This window comes from Vibrio sp. PBL-C16 (assembly GCF_034321865.1).
Classification (GTDB): Bacteria; Pseudomonadota; Gammaproteobacteria; order Enterobacterales; family Vibrionaceae; genus Vibrio; species Vibrio alginolyticus.
This window is the reverse complement of sequence record NZ_JAXLNY010000002.1, coordinates 3093574-3111033: the sequence shown is the minus strand read 5'-3', so window position 1 is coordinate 3111033 and position 17460 is coordinate 3093574. Positions and strand designations below refer to the sequence as shown.

The window sequence follows — 17460 nt, the reverse complement described above, 5'->3', positions numbered from 1 at the left end:
TTAGTTATCTCTGTCTTGTTTTTGGACTGGTGGAACGGGGTCATACCCCCCTTCATTCAAAGGGTGGCATTTTAATAGACGTTTGCCTGATAACCAACATCCTTTTACAAAACCGTGAGCTCTCAAAGCTTCTAGCGCGTAAGTGGAACAGGTTGGTGTGAACCGGCAACGAGGACCAATCAAAGGGCTGATAAACCAGCGATACAGATAAACGAGCCCAATGGCTATCCACGTGAAGGGCGAGACAGGCGTTGCCATAGCTTATCAAACAACTTAAAAATTTCCTCATTGCTTAAATCTTGCGCGCTTTTCTTTGCAATCACAACAAAATCTTTGTTTGGAAGCTGATGTTGATTGTTACGAAAGCTTTCACGAGCCAAACGCTTAAATCGGTTACGACCGACAGCCGTTTTGATTTGCTTTTTGGGAACCGCTAAACCTAATCGTGGGTGAGAAAGTTTGTTATTGCGAGCAATGATGGTGAAATGAGGCGAGCCAGCTCGATGAGCTTGCTGGAAGACGTTTTGATAATGCTCGGGAGTTAACAAACGTAACTCCCGATTAAACGCGTACGTGTTCAAAATAAACTAGCGATTATTTTGATAGGCGCGCACGGCCTTTTGCACGACGTGCGTTGATAACTTTACGACCGTTCTTAGTTGCCATGCGAGCACGGAAGCCGTGAGTACGCTTGCGCTTTAGAACTGTAGGTTGAAAAGTGCGTTTCATGATAATTACCTTTACTGATCAGTAGTTTTAGGTTCTTGTTAAACCCGGCGTGGGTATTTGCTTTCTTATATAAAGAAGCTCTTTATATAGAGAAGGACAACCGACGCCTCTCAACAAAGAGGCGGAATTGTAATCACACTCACATAATGTGTCAATGACTCAATGAGTACGAAATTCCGGCCGGGCGATTATACGTAGTGTGAGTAAAATCTCAAGGATCAATCGATCCTGATGCTTGATCGTTACTCTATTCCTACTTGGTTAAGGAATTTTTTCAAACGAGGATCTTGTGGATTATCGAAGATATCCTGTGGAGAACCTTGCTCAACGATATTGCCTTCCGCCATGAAGATCACTCTATCAGCGACTTCTTTCGCGAATTGCATCTCGTGCGTCACCACCAGCATGGTTTGATGCTGATTAGCTAACTTCTTCATTAATGAGAGAACTTCACCGACCCATTCAGGATCCAGCGCAGAAGTTGGTTCGTCAAACAACAGCAGTTCTGGTTGCAGCGCCATCGCTCGGCCGATACCCACACGTTGTTGTTGGCCGCCAGACAATGCCGCTGGATAACTATCGCCTTTATTCCCAAGACCGATGTCATCCAGAATTTGTTGCGCTCGTTTGAGAGCATCGGCTTTTTTCCAACCTCGAACGGTCACTAGACCTTCGGCAATGTTCTGACGCGCATTCATATGGGCAAACAGGGCATAGTTTTGGAACACAAAGCCAGTTCGACGACGCAGCGCTAATACTTCGGCTTTAGTGTGTTTTTGAGTATCAACGGAGATGTCATCTATCGTGATACGACCTTCATCTGCCTGCTCTAGAAAGTTCACCGTACGCAGCAAGGTTGATTTACCCGTGCCACTTGAGCCGATAATCACGATGATCTCACCTTGCTTAATATCGAGGTCGATGCCTTTCAGCACTTCAGTCTCACCAAAACGTTTGTGAATATTTTCTAACTTAATCATCGTACGTACGCCTTATTCAGTTTTGCTTCTGCCCAGATTTGTACGCGAGTCAGAATCACCACCACGCCCCAGTAAATAAGAGCAACCGCAAGGAAAGCTTCAAAGAAACGGAAACTTGATGAGGCTTCCATCTGTGCTTTCGCCATGATTTCGGCCACACCAAGCGTGAAAGCGAGAGACGTTGACTTGATCATATCGATGAAGTAGTTCATCAATGAAGGCAGTGCGACACGCGTTGCTTGAGGTAAAATCACTCGGCGCATTGCTTGGGATGTCGTCATACCGACCGATAAGCTCGCTTCCATTTGGCTGCGATCAATGCCAATAATGGCGGCACGAATACTTTCCGCCATATAAGCGGCAAAGTGCAGCGTTAAACCGATAACCGCTGCTGAAAAGGCGTCGATACCGACCATCAATGGAAAAATTTGCGGTAAGCCGTAATAAAGCAGGAAAAGCTGAACCAACAGTGGGGTGCCACGGAAGAAGCTGATGTACAGTTGGCTTAATTGATCCAGAACTGGCAGTTTAAATACGCGAATATTGGCTAAAATGACGGATAAAATCAGCGAAAACACCAATCCCCATGTCGCCATTTCCATGGTTGTGCCAAGATATTTCAGCAATATCGGCAGCAGTTCCAACATGTAATTAAAGTCAAATCCCATACGGCTTACCTAAAGGCTAGAGAAAAGAAAAGGTGGAAAACAAGTTCCACCTTTACGTAAGTTTATTTTAGTCCGAGAGTGATACCACTTTGCGGCCTAAAGTACAAAGAGTTCTTATTTCGTGATGTCAGCGCCAAACCACTTCACGGAAATTTTCTCTACTGTACCATCTGCGCGCATCTCAGCCAGTGCTTTGTTTACTTCTTCTTGCAGCTTACGACCTTTCTCGTTGTCAACGAAAGGCCATGCGTTTTGAATGGTCTCAAACGGTTCGCCTGCCAATTCCAGAGGAAGGCCAGTTTTCTTAATCAGCTCTAACGCAGAAAGACGATCCATTACAAACGCGTCTGCACGACCGAGCGCCACGTCATGTTCGATACCTGTGTCGTACGTTTTAATGTTGATCTTGCCGTCTTTGTCGTATTGACGCAGCAGTTGCTCAAAGTTAGAGCCTAGGTTCACCGCAACGGTTTTGCCCGCAAGATCGTCAACACCTTTGATGCTGTCGTTGCCTTTACGCACGGTAATTTGTGCGCCATCTACAACGTAAGGGTCAGCAAATAGGTATTTAGCTTTACGCTCATCAGTCATGGTGATTTGGTTGGAGATCGTATCGATACGACCAGTTTCTAAAAGACCAAATAAACCAGAGAAGTTGGCTGTTACGTATTCGATTTTGTAATCGTTACGTTTACCGATTTCATCCCACATGTCGACTTCAAAGCCTTGTAGCTTGTCTTGCTTTACAAAAGTAAACGGGAAGTAGCGACCTGACATACCAACTTTGACTTCAGTAGCGGCTTGTACGGTTGCTGCCGACAGTGCAATGGCTGCAACGGCAACCTTAATCCAGTTTTTCATAATACATCTCCATAATTTTATGGTTGGAAATACTACTGTTAGTTAGCTCAATTAAATAAATAACCAAGAGCAATAACCTAGACCTGTGAGTTATTAGATAATAGAAGAAGAATGTTAAATGTGACGAAAATGCGAACTGAACCTAGCGAAATGATCGACAAAATCAACATTGGGAATAAAATAATACACAGACTTATCACCAATCGCTCGATCTTGTGAATTTTGCCCAATTGTGGATCGTTGTGTGGGCAAATTTGGGGCAAGGTGTGTTGATCTCATCAAGTTTGCAGAAATAATTGTGAATAACTTGGATCTTATTCACTGGATCGTCGATCAATCGCTGGCGATCTTGGTTATCAACAGGTAAAATTGCCAGTCTTTTCCGATAATTCAATTACTCAGTGGGGGCACCGTGTCATCTTCGCTTTGGCTGCAATGTTTGCAGCAGCTTCAAGAAGAGCTACCAGCTACAGAATTCAGCATGTGGGTTCGTCCGCTACAAGCGGAGCTCAATGACAATACTCTCACTCTATTCGCGCCAAACCGCTTCGTGTTGGACTGGGTGCGTGATAAGTATCTGAACAATATTACTCGCTTACTGCAGGAATACTGTGGTGGCGACATTCCTAACTTACGCTTTGAAGTGGGGAGCCGACCTGTCTCTGCTCCAAAACCAGCGCCGACACGTACGCCTGCAGATGTGGCTGCCGAGTCATCTGCACCTGCGCAATTACAGGCGCGTAAGCCAGTACACAAAACCTGGGATGACGACGCTCAAGCGATTGCGGCTATCAATCACCGCTCAAACATGAACCCAAAACACAAGTTCGACAACTTTGTTGAAGGTAAGTCGAACCAACTGGGTTTGGCTGCGGCGCGTCAGGTATCGGATAACCCAGGTGCAGCTTACAACCCACTATTCCTATACGGCGGCACGGGTTTGGGTAAAACCCACTTATTGCATGCGGTGGGTAACGCGATTGTGGATAACAACCCGAACGCAAAAGTGGTCTACATGCACTCAGAACGTTTTGTGCAAGACATGGTGAAAGCGCTGCAAAACAATGCGATTGAAGAATTCAAACGCTACTACCGCAGTGTGGATGCACTCCTTATCGATGACATCCAATTCTTTGCTAATAAAGAACGTTCGCAAGAAGAATTCTTCCATACCTTCAACGCACTATTGGAAGGTAATCAGCAGATCATTCTAACGTCTGACCGTTATCCTAAAGAAATTAATGGCGTTGAAGATCGTCTTAAATCTCGCTTTGGTTGGGGTCTTACTGTTGCGATCGAGCCGCCTGAGCTTGAAACGCGTGTGGCGATCTTGATGAAAAAAGCCGAAGATCACCAAATCCACCTTGCTGATGAAGTGGCATTCTTCATTGCCAAGCGTCTGCGTTCGAACGTTCGTGAGCTCGAAGGTGCACTGAACCGTGTTATCGCGAACGCGAACTTTACTGGTCGTCCAATTACGATTGATTTTGTTCGTGAAGCGTTGCGCGATCTGCTTGCTCTACAAGAGAAGCTGGTGACGATCGATAACATTCAAAAGACCGTGGCGGAATATTACAAGATTAAAGTAGCGGACTTGCTGTCTAAGCGTCGCTCTCGTTCTGTTGCGCGTCCTCGTCAGCTGGCCATGGCGTTAGCAAAAGAACTAACCAACCATAGCTTGCCTGAAATTGGCGATGCGTTTGGGGGCCGCGATCATACGACCGTACTTCATGCTTGTCGCAAGATTGAGCAGCTGCGTGAAGAGAGCCACGACATTAAAGAAGATTACTCTAACTTGATTCGCACCCTGTCTTCGTAATCGGTTAGAATAACGGTATTCTAAGCAAATCATTTATTGAGCTGACAGCGTAAAGAGCCAAGCATGAAATTTACCATTGAACGTAGTCATTTAATCAAACCGCTACAGCAGGTTTCGGGCGCTTTAGGTGGCCGACCAACTCTGCCAATCCTGGGTAACCTACTTCTTAAAGTAGAAGAGAACGTATTGTCGATGACGGCAACCGATCTTGAAGTAGAGTTAGTAAGCAAAGTGACGCTAGAAGGTGATTTTGAAGCGGGCAGCATTACCGTTCCTTCGCGTAAGTTTCTCGATATCTGTCGTGGTTTACCGGACGATGCGATCATCACATTTGTATTAGAAGGTGATCGCGTACAAGTTCGCTCTGGTCGCAGCCGTTTCTCGTTGGCAACGCTTCCTGCGAACGATTTCCCTAATATTGAAGACTGGCAAAGTGAAGTGGAAGTATCACTGAGCCAAGCTGATTTACGTACGCTGATCGACAAAACTCAGTTCTCGATGGCGAATCAAGACGTTCGTTACTACCTCAACGGCATGTTGTTTGAAATTGACGGCACCACGCTACGCAGCGTAGCGACGGACGGCCACCGTATGGCGGTATCGCAAACTCAGCTAGGTGCGGACTTTGCGCAGAAGCAAATCATCGTGCCACGCAAAGGTGTGCAAGAATTAGTAAAGTTGATGGATGCGCCAGAGCAGCCCGTAGTACTTCAGATCGGTAGCTCCAATGTTCGTGCTGAGGTGAATAACTTTACTTTTACCTCTAAGTTGGTTGATGGTCGTTTCCCTGACTACCGCCGTGTATTGCCTCAGAGCACCAATAAGACACTAATAGCAAGTTGTGACGAGTTGCGCCAAGCCTTCTCTCGTGCTGCTATTCTTTCCAACGAAAAATTCCGTGGCGTGCGTGTGAATCTGGCTGATACTGAAATGCGCATAACCGCGAATAACCCAGAACAAGAAGAAGCGGAAGAGATGCTTGATGTAACCTTTGAAGGTGACGCCATCGAAATCGGCTTTAACGTAAGCTATGTGCTTGATGTTCTGAACACGTTGCGTTGTGAAAATGTACGAGTGTCGATGTCGGATGCTAACGCTAGCGCGTTGATTGAAAATGCCGACGATGACAGTGCCATGTACGTGGTGATGCCAATTCGTCTATAAGCCAACTGAATGCCTCTTTCTCGTCTCATCATTCAGCAGTTTCGAAACATTAAAGCCTGTGATATTGAGTTATCAGCAGGCTTTAACTTTCTTATCGGGCCGAACGGCAGCGGTAAAACCAGTGTCTTAGAAGCGGTTTATCTGCTCGGGCATGGCCGCTCATTCAAGAGCTCTCTCACCGGACGAGTGATACAAAATGAGTGTGACGAACTGTTTGTTCATGGTCGTTTTTTGAACTCGGATCAATTTGAGCTACCTATCGGCATTAATAAGCAGCGTGATGGCTCAACAGAGGTTAAAATAGGCGGTCAATCTGGACAAAAATTAGCGCAGTTGGCACAAGTTCTGCCTCTGCAGTTGATACACCCAGAAGGGTTTGATTTACTGACAGATGGCCCTAAACATCGTCGTGCGTTTATTGATTGGGGCGTGTTTCATACCGAGCCCGCTTTTTATCAAGCATGGGGAAGGTTCAAGCGCCTGAACAAGCAGCGCAACGCGTTGTTGAAAACCGCCAATAGTTATCGTGAGCTCAGTTATTGGGATCAGGAAATGGCAGGATTGGCTGAAAACATCAGCCAATGGCGAGCAAGTTACATCGAGCAGATGAAAACTGTCGCAGAAACTATCTGTCAGACATTTTTGCCAGAATTTGAGATCCAATTGAAGTATTATCGTGGCTGGGATAAAGACACTCCATACCACGAGATACTAGAAAAGAATTTTGAGCGTGATCAGGCATTGGGATACACCTTTAGTGGCCCAAACAAAGCTGATTTGCGCATTAAAGTGAACGGAACGCCCGTTGAAGATGTTCTGTCACGCGGTCAATTAAAACTCATGGTGTGTGCATTGCGTGTAGCGCAAGGGCAACACCTGACAGAGATGGCCGGTAAACAATGCATTTACCTAATTGATGACTTCGCGTCGGAATTAGATAGCCAACGTCGCAAGCGTCTTGCTGACTGCTTAAAAGAGACGGGCGCACAAGTATTTGTAAGCTCTATCACTGAAAGCCAAATCGCCGATATGTTGGACGATAACGGTAAATTGTTTCATGTGGAACATGGCAGGATAGAGTCAAACTAGAAGAGAGAAACTCATGTCTGAAAATTACGATTCATCGAGTATTAAGGTACTGAAGGGTCTGGATGCGGTACGTAAGCGTCCAGGAATGTACATCGGCGATACGGACGACGGCACCGGCCTTCACCACATGGTTTTCGAGGTGGTGGATAACTCAATTGATGAAGCGTTGGCAGGTCACTGTAAAGACATCGTTGTGACAATTCATGAGGATAACTCGGTTTCCGTTAGCGATGATGGTCGTGGCATTCCAACAGAAATCCACTCTGAGGAAAATGTCTCTGCAGCAGAAGTAATCATGACGGTTCTTCACGCGGGTGGTAAGTTCGACGATAACTCATACAAAGTATCGGGTGGTCTTCACGGGGTAGGTGTTTCAGTAGTAAACGCACTATCAGAGAAAGTTGAGCTAACGATTCATCGTGGTGGTCATATCCATACGCAAACCTACCGCCATGGTGAGCCTCAAGCGCCACTAGCCGTTGTGGGTGATACGGATAAAACCGGTACACAAATTCGTTTCTGGCCAAGTGCCGAGACGTTCTCTAACACTGAGTTCCACTATGACATTCTGGCGAAACGCCTGCGTGAACTGTCATTCCTGAACTCTGGTGTGTCGATCAAATTGGTTGATGAACGTGAAGCGGACAAACATGATCACTTCATGTATGAAGGTGGTATTCAAGCGTTCGTTGATCACCTAAACACCAACAAAACGCCAATCATCGAAAAAATCTTCCACTTTAACTCTGAGCGTGAAGACGGCATTTCAGTTGAAGTGGCGATGCAATGGAACGATGGTTTCCAAGAGAACATCTTCTGCTTTACCAACAATATCCCACAGCGTGATGGTGGTACTCACCTTGCTGGTTTCCGTGCTGCGCTAACACGTACATTGAACAGCTTTATGGATAAAGAAGGTTTCTCGAAGAAAGCGAAAACAGCGACTTCAGGCGACGATGCGCGTGAAGGTCTAACTGCGGTTGTTTCGGTGAAAGTGCCTGATCCTAAGTTCTCAAGCCAAACAAAAGACAAACTAGTTTCTTCTGAAGTGAAATCAGCTGTTGAGTCTGCAATGGGTGAAAAACTGTCTGAGTTCCTGATTGAGAACCCGACAGAAGCGAAGATGGTTTGTTCGAAAATCATCGATGCAGCACGTGCACGTGAAGCTGCGCGTAAAGCTCGTGAAATGACGCGCCGTAAAGGTGCACTAGACCTAGCTGGCCTTCCAGGTAAACTTGCAGACTGTCAGGAAAAAGATCCGGCACTCTCTGAACTATACATAGTGGAGGGTGATTCGGCAGGCGGCTCCGCAAAACAAGGCCGTAACCGTAAGAACCAAGCAATCCTACCGCTAAAAGGTAAGATTCTTAACGTAGAAAAAGCACGTTTCGACAAGATGCTATCTTCTCAAGAAGTAGCAACACTGATCACCGCACTAGGTTGTGGTATCGGTCGTGACGAGTACAACCCGGACAAGCTTCGTTACCACAACATCATCATCATGACCGATGCCGATGTCGATGGTTCGCACATCCGTACGCTACTGTTGACCTTCTTCTACCGTCAAATGCCAGAGCTTATCGAGCGTGGCTATGTCTACATCGCTCAGCCACCACTATACAAAGTGAAAAAAGGCAAACAAGAGCAGTACATCAAAGATGAAGAAGCGATGAACCAATACCAAGTATCATTAGCTCTGGATAATGCATCGCTACACGTAAACGCAGAAGCACCTGCACTGGCTGGTGAAGCACTAGAGAAGCTTGTTCAACAGTACAATGCGGGTATTAAACTGGCGGAACGTATGAGCCGTCGCTACCCAAGTGCTTTGGTAAACGAGTTGATTTACACTCCTCGTCTAACGCCAGAGCAATGCCATGACGCATCAGTTGTGGAAGCGTGGACGAAGCAGCTTATTGAGCAGCTGAATGCGAAAGAAGTGGGTGCAAGCCAGTACAGCTACGAAGTTGAGCAGCACGAAGAGCTAGGCTTAAACTTGCCTAAGATTGTGGTTCGTACTCACGGAGTGACGCACGAACATGCAATTAGCATCGACTTCCTAAACTCGAAAGAGTACGGCAAGTTGGCTGATCTATCAGAAGCACTTGATGGACTTCTGGAAGAAGGCGCGTACATCAAACGTGGTGAGCGTACTATGCCAGTGGCAAACTTTGCAGAAGCGCTTGACTGGTTAGTGAAAGAGTCAATGCGTGGCTTAAGCCGTCAGCGCTACAAAGGTCTAGGTGAGATGAACCCAGACCAACTTTGGGAAACCACCATGGACCCAGAAACTCGTCGTATGATGCAGGTAACGATTGAAGATGCGGTAGGCGCAGATCAACTGTTCACTACGCTAATGGGTGACCAAGTAGAACCTCGTCGTAACTTCATCGAAGAGAACGCACTGAAAGTAGCGAACCTAGACGTATAACGACACTGTTCGTGATAGTAAAAAGCAGCGAGAAATCGCTGCTTTTTTTGTTTTACCACCAGCTAAAATCGCCACTTTCTGCCAAAGCTGATGTTTTTCTGGTACTAACTGCCAACAACCCGATCAAGCCTGCCATTTTATTTCTGTTTTCTTTTTTTCTCGCCATTTTGTTCGCTTGAGCGTTTTTGCTTTCTTTTTTCTGCTCGCTATAGTGCTGAAGAACTGATGAATAAGGAGACTAAGAAAATGGTGATGATTTTCCTGAACTAAGCCGGAAGTGATGCACTTCCGGTTCAATGCACTGAATTTATTTGTAAGACAAGGCATTAAGAAGGAAATAATCATGTTTGAACGCTGGTTCTCGGCGTACTGCTTGGCGCTGCGAACTTGGTGGTTAACCAGTCGCTTTTTAACCTATCAATCACCACTAAGGTTGTTATCGCTATTTGAAACCTGCGAGCAACAAGCCCATTGCCGTAACCGAGCTCGTATTGCGGTTGGAGACACGGTTCGCTTAGTGGATGTTGAACGCGCCTATCAATATCGCATGACATTGGTCAGCTCGCGCAAGGGGCAACCCATGACAGGTATGCTCGCGGTCGATTCTTATTTGGGGTCTCGACTGTTAGGTCGAGCTAAAAATGATGCGCTCGAAGTGGAAATTTTTAATCAGCGACGCTGCTTTGTGATTACTGAAATTGTTCATCAATCGCAGCCACCAGCTCAGAAAATGCTGTGTGGTTGTCTGTTGTGCCAATAAATAGAGGTGAAGTCATGAGTAAGAAAGAAAAGAAACAACCGCAGTTGAGTCTAAAAGAAAAGCGCAAACTAAAGCAGGAAAAGGCGGCAGAAAAGGGCGTTGTAAAAGCGCGTAAATCCTCCCGCAAGTAAAGTGTAGATTGAGCCCTCCAGAACGGCGGGCTTTTTATCACTGATCGCGAAGTGATGAGGAACTAAGCTGTTCAAGGGGATAGTGGATGCTTTAAAAATTTTTTATTTTTTCCCTTGAAAGTCATTTTTGACGACCTTATATCTAGTTGTGAAGAGGGTGACTGGCTTGCTAGAGACTAGAAGACCAGCCCTCTGGAATCGCTAAAACGAGATCGCTCAGAAGAGGATATGGCGTTTTGGCACACAACTTAAACCTTTAGATTCAATATCATGTCTCCGAGCCAAACCAAGGCCAGTGGAATGATAAGAATCTCTTAGTTCGGCGTTGGTTTTTGCATAAACACGCCAGTAGGATGAAACTCATCTGAACTAAGACTATTGCTTAATTAAGAGGATAGATTTATGCGTAATGTAGACTTCTCACCACTATACCGTAATGCAATTGGCTTTGATCGTCTGCTAAACCTGATGGAAGCGAATACAGCGAAAAATACTTCTGGCGGTTACCCTCCATACAACATTGAGCAAAAAGACGAGCACAACTACCGTATTACTATGGCCGTTGCTGGCTTCTCTGAAGACCAACTCGATCTGACTCAAAACGAAAACATGTTGATTGTGAAGGGCGAACGTAAAGCCGAAGAAGGCAAAAACTATGTTTACCAAGGTATTGCAGAACGCGATTTTGAACGTAAATTCCAGCTAGCGGATTACGTAAAAGTCGTGGGTGCATCAATGGAAAACGGTCTGCTTCATATCGATTTAGTTCGTGAAATCCCTGAAGCCATGCAACCACGTAAGATTGCTATCGGTGGTAACAACCTGATTGAGAACAACTAATCAGTTAACCACCCGGTTATAGAATGAGAAAGAGCGCCATATGGGCGCTCTTTTTAGTTTGGGGTTTTCAAATCCGCTATTTTAAAGCCGTAATTTCAAAGAGAAGAACGGCTGAGTTCAATCCGTCTATTTACCTTCGCGGTAAGCCTTTTCCACTTCTTCAGCGATAATCGCAATGCCTTTTTGCATCATCTCATCATCTTGAACGTAGTTCATACGCAGGCATTGGTGCGCGTGATCCCACTCGTCTTGCTGACCAATAAAGAAATATTCACCAGGGACAATCAATACGCCACGCGCTTTCAAGCGTTGGTACAGTTCCATTGTTGTGATTGGCAGTTCATCAAACCATAACCACAAGAAGATAGCGCCTTCCGGCTTGTGGATGCGGAATCGCTCATCGGTAATTGCTTGTTGGAGCAGTTCAACCGCACGTTGTGATTTTTGCTTGTAGAACGGCTTAATCACCTCTGAACTCAGTTTAAGAAGATCGCCTTTGCCAATTATATGGTTTGCCAGCGCTGGACCAACACTGCCCGGCGCTAGGCTGATGATGCCGTTCATATTGGTTAACGCTTGAGTGATTTCTTCACTCGCAATCACAATGCCACAACGCACGCCCGGCAAGCCAAGTTTAGATAGGCTCATGCATAGGATGGTGTTTTCATTCCAGAACGGTTCGACATCTTCAAAGATGATGTTCGGGAAAGGTAGACCGTAGGCGTTATCGATGATCAGTGGGATGTTGTTCTCACGTGCTAGCTTGTCCAGCTTACGTACTTCTTCGTCTGTCAGTACATTACCCGTTGGGTTGGTTGGACGAGATGCACAGATTGCCGCAACAGAGTCGTCGACGGTTAGCTGCTCAAAATCGACGTGGTATTTAAACAGACCGTTATCTAACAGCTCGATTTCTGGGTGGTAAGAGATAAAGATATCTTTATCAATGCCAGCATCACCATAACCGATGTATTCAGGAGCGATAGGCAGTAGCACTTTCTTGTGCGAACCGTCTGGCTGTTTACCTGCCAACAAGTTGAACAAGTAGAAGAAGCCACTCTGGCTACCGTTAGTTAGGCTGATGTTCTTTTCGGAAATATCCCAGCCGTAAGTTTCACGGAATAACTGAGCTAGCGCTTTGACGAACGCGTCTTTACCCTGCGGGCCATCGTAGTTGGCAAGGGCGGCGACGAGCTCCCCACTGGCGAGCATTTCCTCACTGGCTTGGTGAAAGTAATCGAGCATGGCAGGAATGGCGGCAGGATTACCTCCACCGAGCATGATGGCACCTGGTGTGCGCAGACCATCATTCAAATCGTCCATTAACTGCGTAATACCTGAATACTGATTAAATTTTTCACCAAACTTTGAGAACTGCATGCTGACTTATACCTAATTCATTGTGATTGCTTTGTGTATGTTTATGCCGATGTTTTATCGGCTTATCGAGTAATCCTTGACCTTACCTCAATGTGTAATTAACGCAAAGTGTGAATTAAGCCGAAAAAGAAAAAAGTGCGTCATCAGACCAGAGGAACGAGACAAAAGGACAAAAACAGCAATAAAAAAGGGAAGCTTATGCTTCCCTTGCTGGTGGAGAGAGTGTGATTTACTCACCGGTGTAAACAATCAGCACCTTGTCGTCTTGGTATTGGCGTTCGAACGCGTAGTAACCTTCTTGGTTGCGAGTGATGTGCTTACCTTGAGCTACCGCTGGGTGGCGTTTACGGAATTCGCCCAACTTTTGCCAATGTTGCAGTAGATCCTCACGCTCGCCATGAATCTTATCCCATGGCATATCTGAGCGTGTGCCTTGGTGGGCGTCTGAACCAGTAATGCCAAAATCACGAGCTATCTCATCACCGTAATAGATCTGTACTGCACCGGGAGCCAGCATCAGTGCATTTGCTGCACGTGCTTGGTCATCAAAGCTGCGGCTGCGCGCTGACCAAAACAGTTGTGTATCGTGTGAAGACAGGTAGCTCAACACGTTGAACTCAGGATCGGTATTGATGCGTTCTGCATAGCGGCGGTAATCATTATCAAGTTGAGCGAAACACTTCAGCGCTTTTGGTGCTACGTCAGATTGGAACTCGAAGTTGATGATGGAATCGAAGCCGTTATCGAAATACGGGCTTTTCACCACGCTGTGTGCCCACACTTCACCCGTCATCCAGAAAGGTAAGTCATCCAAGGCTTTGTCCGGGTTGTTTTGCTTCCACTGGGCAAGCGCTTGGGTGGTGCTGGCTTTCAGCTCTGCCCACGCTTCCATTTCAACGTGTTTTGCAGTGTCGACACGGAAGCCGTCAATGCCGTAGTCACGTACCCAATCGGATAACCAGGTAATCAGGTGTTCACGTGGGGTTTGCAGCTCATCTTGCGCATTGGTGTCTTTATTGCGGAAGAAGTTTGGTAATCCGGTTTTCTGAGTCGATTCGGTTTTGAGATCCGGTAGGTAGTTCAAAGACATGGTGATGTCGTTGTAGCCCGGAGCATCGTAGTCGCCAATGTCGGTGCGAATCCAGTCTTTGCCCCACCATTTATCCCACGCTTCGCTATCACCGTATTTGATGTAGTCGTTGAAGCTGTGCCAGCTTTGTCCTGATTTTGGCTGCCAGTCGGTCCATTTTTCACCAAGGACTTGTTTGGCTTCTTGGTCATCAAGGTAAAGCTGACCAAATCCGAATTCCTGCATGTCTGCTAATGTCGCATAACCTGTGTGGTTCATGACCACATCCCAAATCACGCGGATACCTTTCTTGTGGGCGGTATCGACGAAGGTTCTGAGTTCATCTTCGGTACCCATGTTGGCATCAAGCTTGGTCCAATCTTGGTGATAGTAGCCGTGGTAGCCATAGTGCTTAAAGTCGCCTTTATCGCCGCCGCCAACCCAGCCGTGGATTTGTTCCAGTGGTGACGTTATCCAGATAGCATTCACACCAAGTGATTCGATGTAATCGAGTTTTTTCGTCAGACCCGCTAAGTCACCGCCGTGGAAGGTACCAATCTCGTATTTTCCGTCTTTGTTGCGACCGTAGCTGTTGTCATTGTCTGGGTTGCCATTGTAGAAGCGGTCGGTCATGACGAAGTACACCGTTGCGTTATCCCAGCTGAACGGTTTATCGGCTTGCTGTTCAACTTCTTCTAGCAGCAATAGACCTTGGCTCATAGGACCCGGCTGCATGGTGACGCTGCCGTTGGCGACTGTGGCTTCTTGTCCGGTTAAGGCATCGCGAACGACAGTGCCATCATTAAAGGTTTGAGCAACATTGATGGTTTTTGGCGCGTCAGTTGCGACAGGGCAAGAGTAGGTGATGTCCTGACTCTGTTTTGGTTTGATTTTTACCGTTAGCTCGTTGGTGGTTGGGTTGAGCGTAAATTGATAGGTATTGGCTTTGAAGATGCGCAGCGGCATTTGTGCATCAGTGGCGCAGTTATCCATTTTTAATGGACGATTGAACTTGATGCGATCTTCTTCTGCTAGGGCAAAGCTACTGCCACAGCTTTGCTTGCTGTCAGCAATAGTAAAGTTATAACTGCCTTTTTCGAGTTTTTGCTCGGCGACAAGTAAGCCTTGTGAGTTTTCCTCAAAAACAGCGGTGTCATCATCAACGCTTAATACGATGGCATTTTCTGGTATCTGGCTGCAGGCGCTCAGTAGACCGATAGAGAGTGCGAGAATTGTTTTTTTCATTGTGTCCTTCCCCCGAATAAACAGTCCAGTTATAGCAAAACTGTGCCTCTACAATCCGAGCTCTACACCAACAAGTTAAACGCGTCTCACCCTACAAATTTTCGCCTTGTTCACAAAATGAATAATAAGCGTCACCTTCATCGGTTTGAAGGCAACAAAAAAGGGAAGCATCTGCTTCCCTTTTACTTATTTCTTAATCACTTCGAAGAGTAATGAATTACTTTTGAAGCAAAGAAATGTCTGCGATCTGTAGGAACAGGTTACGCAGGTTGTTCAGTAGTGTCAGACGGTTCTTCTTAAGTGCTTCGTCGTCTGCCATTACCATTACGTTATCAAAGAACGCATCAACTGGTTCACGTAGGTCTGCTAGCTTGCTTAGGGCTTCTTGGTAGTTACCTGTAGCAAATGCTGGCTCTAGCGCTTCTGTCATTACTTCAACGCTTTCTGCTAGTGCTTTCTCTGCGTCTTCTTGTAGAAGTGCTAGGTCGATGTCTGCTGCTAGTTCGCCGTCGAATTTCGCTAGGATGTTACCTACGCGTTTGTTCGCTGCTGCTAGAGACTCTGCTGCTTCTAGTTCACGGAAGTGAGAAACCGCTTTAACTCGTTGGTCGAAGTCTGCTGGTTTCGTCGGACGACGAGCTAGAACCGCTTGAATGATGTCTACGCTGAAGCCTTCGTCTTGGTACCAAGCACGGAAACGACCAAGCATGAACTCAATCACGTCTTGTTCAACGTTGTCGTTGGTTAGGCGGTTGCCAAACAGTGACTTCGCTTTCGCAACTAGGTCAACAAGATCTAGGTTGTAGCCGTATTCAACGATGATACGCAGTACACCTAGAGATGCGCGGCGTAGTGCGAATGGGTCGCTGCCTTTAGGCGCTTGACCAATACCGAAGATACCGACGATAGTGTCTAGTTTGTCTGCCATTGCTACAGCAGTTGAAACGCCGTTAGATGGCAGTTCATCACCTGCGAAACGAGGCATGTATTGCTCGTTCAGTGCGACTGCAACTTCTTCTGCTTCACCGTCGTGGCGCGCGTAGTGCATACCCATCACACCTTGAGTATCCGTAAATTCGAATACCATAGAGGTCATTAGGTCACATTTTGCTAGTAGACCAGCACGCTTTGATTTCTCAACGTCAGCACCGATTTGTTCTGCAATGTAGCCAGCAAGTTCAGTGATGCGGTCTGTTTTGTCTTTGATCGTACCCAGTTGCTTTTGGAAGATCGCTTGCTCTAGTTCAGGAAGACGGTCGATAAGCGGACGCTTACGGTCTGTGTTGAAGAAGAACTCTGCGTCAGCAAGACGAGGACGAACCACTTTCTCGTTACCTTCGATTACGTAACGAGGTTCTTTTGATTCGATGTTCGATACGAAGATGAAGTTAGGTAGTAGCTTCTTGTTTTCGTCATAAACAGGGAAGTACTTCTGGTCACCTTTCATGGTGTAAACCAACGCTTCAGAAGGTACTTTTAGGAACTCTTCTTCGAACTTCGCTGTAAGTACTACTGGCCATTCAACCAGAGACGTGACTTCTTCTACTAGGTCATCTTCTAGATCAGCGATACCGCCAACTTCTGCTGCCGCTTTTTGTGCGTCAGCTAGGATGATGGCTTTACGTGCTTCGTAATCTGCCATAACTTTACCGCGCTCTTCTAGGATTGCAGGGTATTGCTCAGCAGAATCGATAGTGAACTCTTGTTCACCCATGAAGCGGTGACCACGGATAGTGCGGTCAGAAGCGACACCAAGGATCTCGCCTTCGATTAGGTCGCTGCCCATCAGCATGGTTAGCGTTTTCACTGGGCGGATAAATTGAGTCGTTTTGTTACCCCAGCGCATTGGTTTTGCGATAGGTAGGTTTGCTAGTGCTTTCGCTGCAAGTTCAACGACGATCTCAGTCGTTGGCTGACCTTTCACTTCTTGTTTGAACAGTAGCCATTCACCTTTATCTGTAACCATGCGCTCTGCTTGGTCAACAGAAATACCACAACCGCGTGCCCAGCCTTGAGCCGCTTTGGTTGGGTTGCCTTCCGCGTCAAACGCTGCAGAAACCGCAGGGCCACGTTTTTCAACGATTTTGTCTGATTGGCTTTCTGCTAGTGCCGCGACTTTAAGTGCAAGACGACGAGGAGCCGCAAACCATTTCACGCCTTCGTGAGCAAGCTCAGCGCTTTTTAGTTCTGCTTCGAAGTTTGCTGCGAATGCTTCAGCTAGTGTACGAAGTTGCGTTGGTGGTAGCTCTTCTGTACCTAGCTCGATTAGAAATTCTTTTGCCATGTTCTCTACC

General features: G+C 46.5%; 15 protein-coding genes. 6 read left to right on the top strand and 9 right to left on the bottom strand.

The window, feature by feature from the left end:
* The 6 genes from yidD to UQW94_RS22520 form a co-directional block, all read right to left on the bottom strand.
* Nucleotides 1-258, bottom strand: coding sequence for a membrane protein insertion efficiency factor YidD (gene yidD / locus UQW94_RS22545; RefSeq protein ID WP_005378822.1), 258 nt, complete (start codon nucleotides 256-258; stop codon nucleotides 1-3).
* Nucleotides 225-548 (bottom strand): ribonuclease P protein component, encoded by a 324-nt coding sequence (rnpA, locus tag UQW94_RS22540; RefSeq protein WP_005394102.1) that lies wholly within the window; start codon nucleotides 546-548, stop codon nucleotides 225-227. Before rnpA ends, yidD begins: the two co-directional genes overlap by 34 nt.
* A 46-nt stretch (nucleotides 549-594) precedes the next feature.
* Nucleotides 595-729: a 50S ribosomal protein L34 gene (gene rpmH / locus UQW94_RS22535; protein ID WP_005378825.1), complete on the bottom strand. Its 135-nt coding sequence runs from the start codon at nucleotides 727-729 to the stop codon at nucleotides 595-597.
* 242 nt (nucleotides 730-971) lie between these two features.
* Complete coding sequence (locus UQW94_RS22530) at nucleotides 972-1709, bottom strand: amino acid ABC transporter ATP-binding protein (protein ID WP_322142572.1); 738 nt, start codon at nucleotides 1707-1709, stop codon at nucleotides 972-974.
* A complete protein-coding gene (locus tag UQW94_RS22525; protein ID WP_005378829.1) occupies nucleotides 1706-2377 on the bottom strand; it encodes an amino acid ABC transporter permease in 672 nt (223 codons plus the stop codon). Before UQW94_RS22525 ends, UQW94_RS22530 begins: the two co-directional genes overlap by 4 nt.
* Before the next feature lie 114 nt (nucleotides 2378-2491).
* Nucleotides 2492-3238: an amino acid ABC transporter substrate-binding protein gene (locus UQW94_RS22520; protein WP_005378831.1), complete on the bottom strand. Its 747-nt coding sequence runs from the start codon at nucleotides 3236-3238 to the stop codon at nucleotides 2492-2494.
* Nucleotides 3239-3650: 412 nt separating this feature from the next.
* On the opposite strand from UQW94_RS22520, the gene dnaA reads away from it, so the two are divergent.
* The 6 genes from dnaA to UQW94_RS22490 all read left to right on the top strand — a co-directional run bounded on the left by dnaA (nucleotide 3651) and on the right by UQW94_RS22490 (nucleotide 11472).
* Nucleotides 3651-5057: a chromosomal replication initiator protein DnaA gene (dnaA, locus tag UQW94_RS22515; RefSeq protein WP_005378835.1), complete on the top strand. Its 1407-nt coding sequence runs from the start codon at nucleotides 3651-3653 to the stop codon at nucleotides 5055-5057.
* A gap of 63 nt (nucleotides 5058-5120) precedes the next feature.
* Nucleotides 5121-6221, top strand: coding sequence for a DNA polymerase III subunit beta (dnaN, locus tag UQW94_RS22510; RefSeq protein WP_005394106.1), 1101 nt, complete (start codon nucleotides 5121-5123; stop codon nucleotides 6219-6221).
* A gap of 9 nt (nucleotides 6222-6230) precedes the next feature.
* A complete protein-coding gene (recF, locus tag UQW94_RS22505) occupies nucleotides 6231-7310 on the top strand; it encodes a DNA replication/repair protein RecF (RefSeq protein ID WP_005378839.1) in 1080 nt (359 codons plus the stop codon).
* A gap of 13 nt (nucleotides 7311-7323) precedes the next feature.
* Nucleotides 7324-9741: a DNA topoisomerase (ATP-hydrolyzing) subunit B gene (gyrB, locus tag UQW94_RS22500; protein WP_005378841.1), complete on the top strand. Its 2418-nt coding sequence runs from the start codon at nucleotides 7324-7326 to the stop codon at nucleotides 9739-9741.
* A gap of 343 nt (nucleotides 9742-10084) precedes the next feature.
* Complete coding sequence (locus UQW94_RS22495) at nucleotides 10085-10501, top strand: GreA/GreB family elongation factor (RefSeq protein WP_025768940.1); 417 nt, start codon at nucleotides 10085-10087, stop codon at nucleotides 10499-10501.
* A gap of 533 nt (nucleotides 10502-11034) precedes the next feature.
* On the top strand, nucleotides 11035-11472 hold the full coding sequence (locus UQW94_RS22490; RefSeq protein WP_213898944.1) for an Hsp20 family protein: 438 nt from the start codon (nucleotides 11035-11037) through the stop codon (nucleotides 11470-11472).
* Nucleotides 11473-11598: 126 nt separating this feature from the next.
* Here UQW94_RS22490 and UQW94_RS22485 read toward each other — a convergent pair whose 3' ends face one another.
* The 3 genes from UQW94_RS22485 to glyS all read right to left on the bottom strand — a co-directional run bounded on the left by UQW94_RS22485 (nucleotide 11599) and on the right by glyS (nucleotide 17450).
* Nucleotides 11599-12852: a valine--pyruvate transaminase gene (locus tag UQW94_RS22485; RefSeq protein WP_154204935.1), complete on the bottom strand. Its 1254-nt coding sequence runs from the start codon at nucleotides 12850-12852 to the stop codon at nucleotides 11599-11601.
* Between the two features lie 229 nt (nucleotides 12853-13081).
* Entirely contained in the window at nucleotides 13082-15166 is a 2085-nt protein-coding gene (locus UQW94_RS22480) for an alpha-amylase (RefSeq protein ID WP_322142571.1), read from the bottom strand.
* A gap of 217 nt (nucleotides 15167-15383) precedes the next feature.
* Nucleotides 15384-17450 (bottom strand): glycine--tRNA ligase subunit beta, encoded by a 2067-nt coding sequence (glyS, locus tag UQW94_RS22475; protein ID WP_322142570.1) that lies wholly within the window; start codon nucleotides 17448-17450, stop codon nucleotides 15384-15386.
* Nucleotides 17451-17460 lie beyond the last annotated feature (10 nt).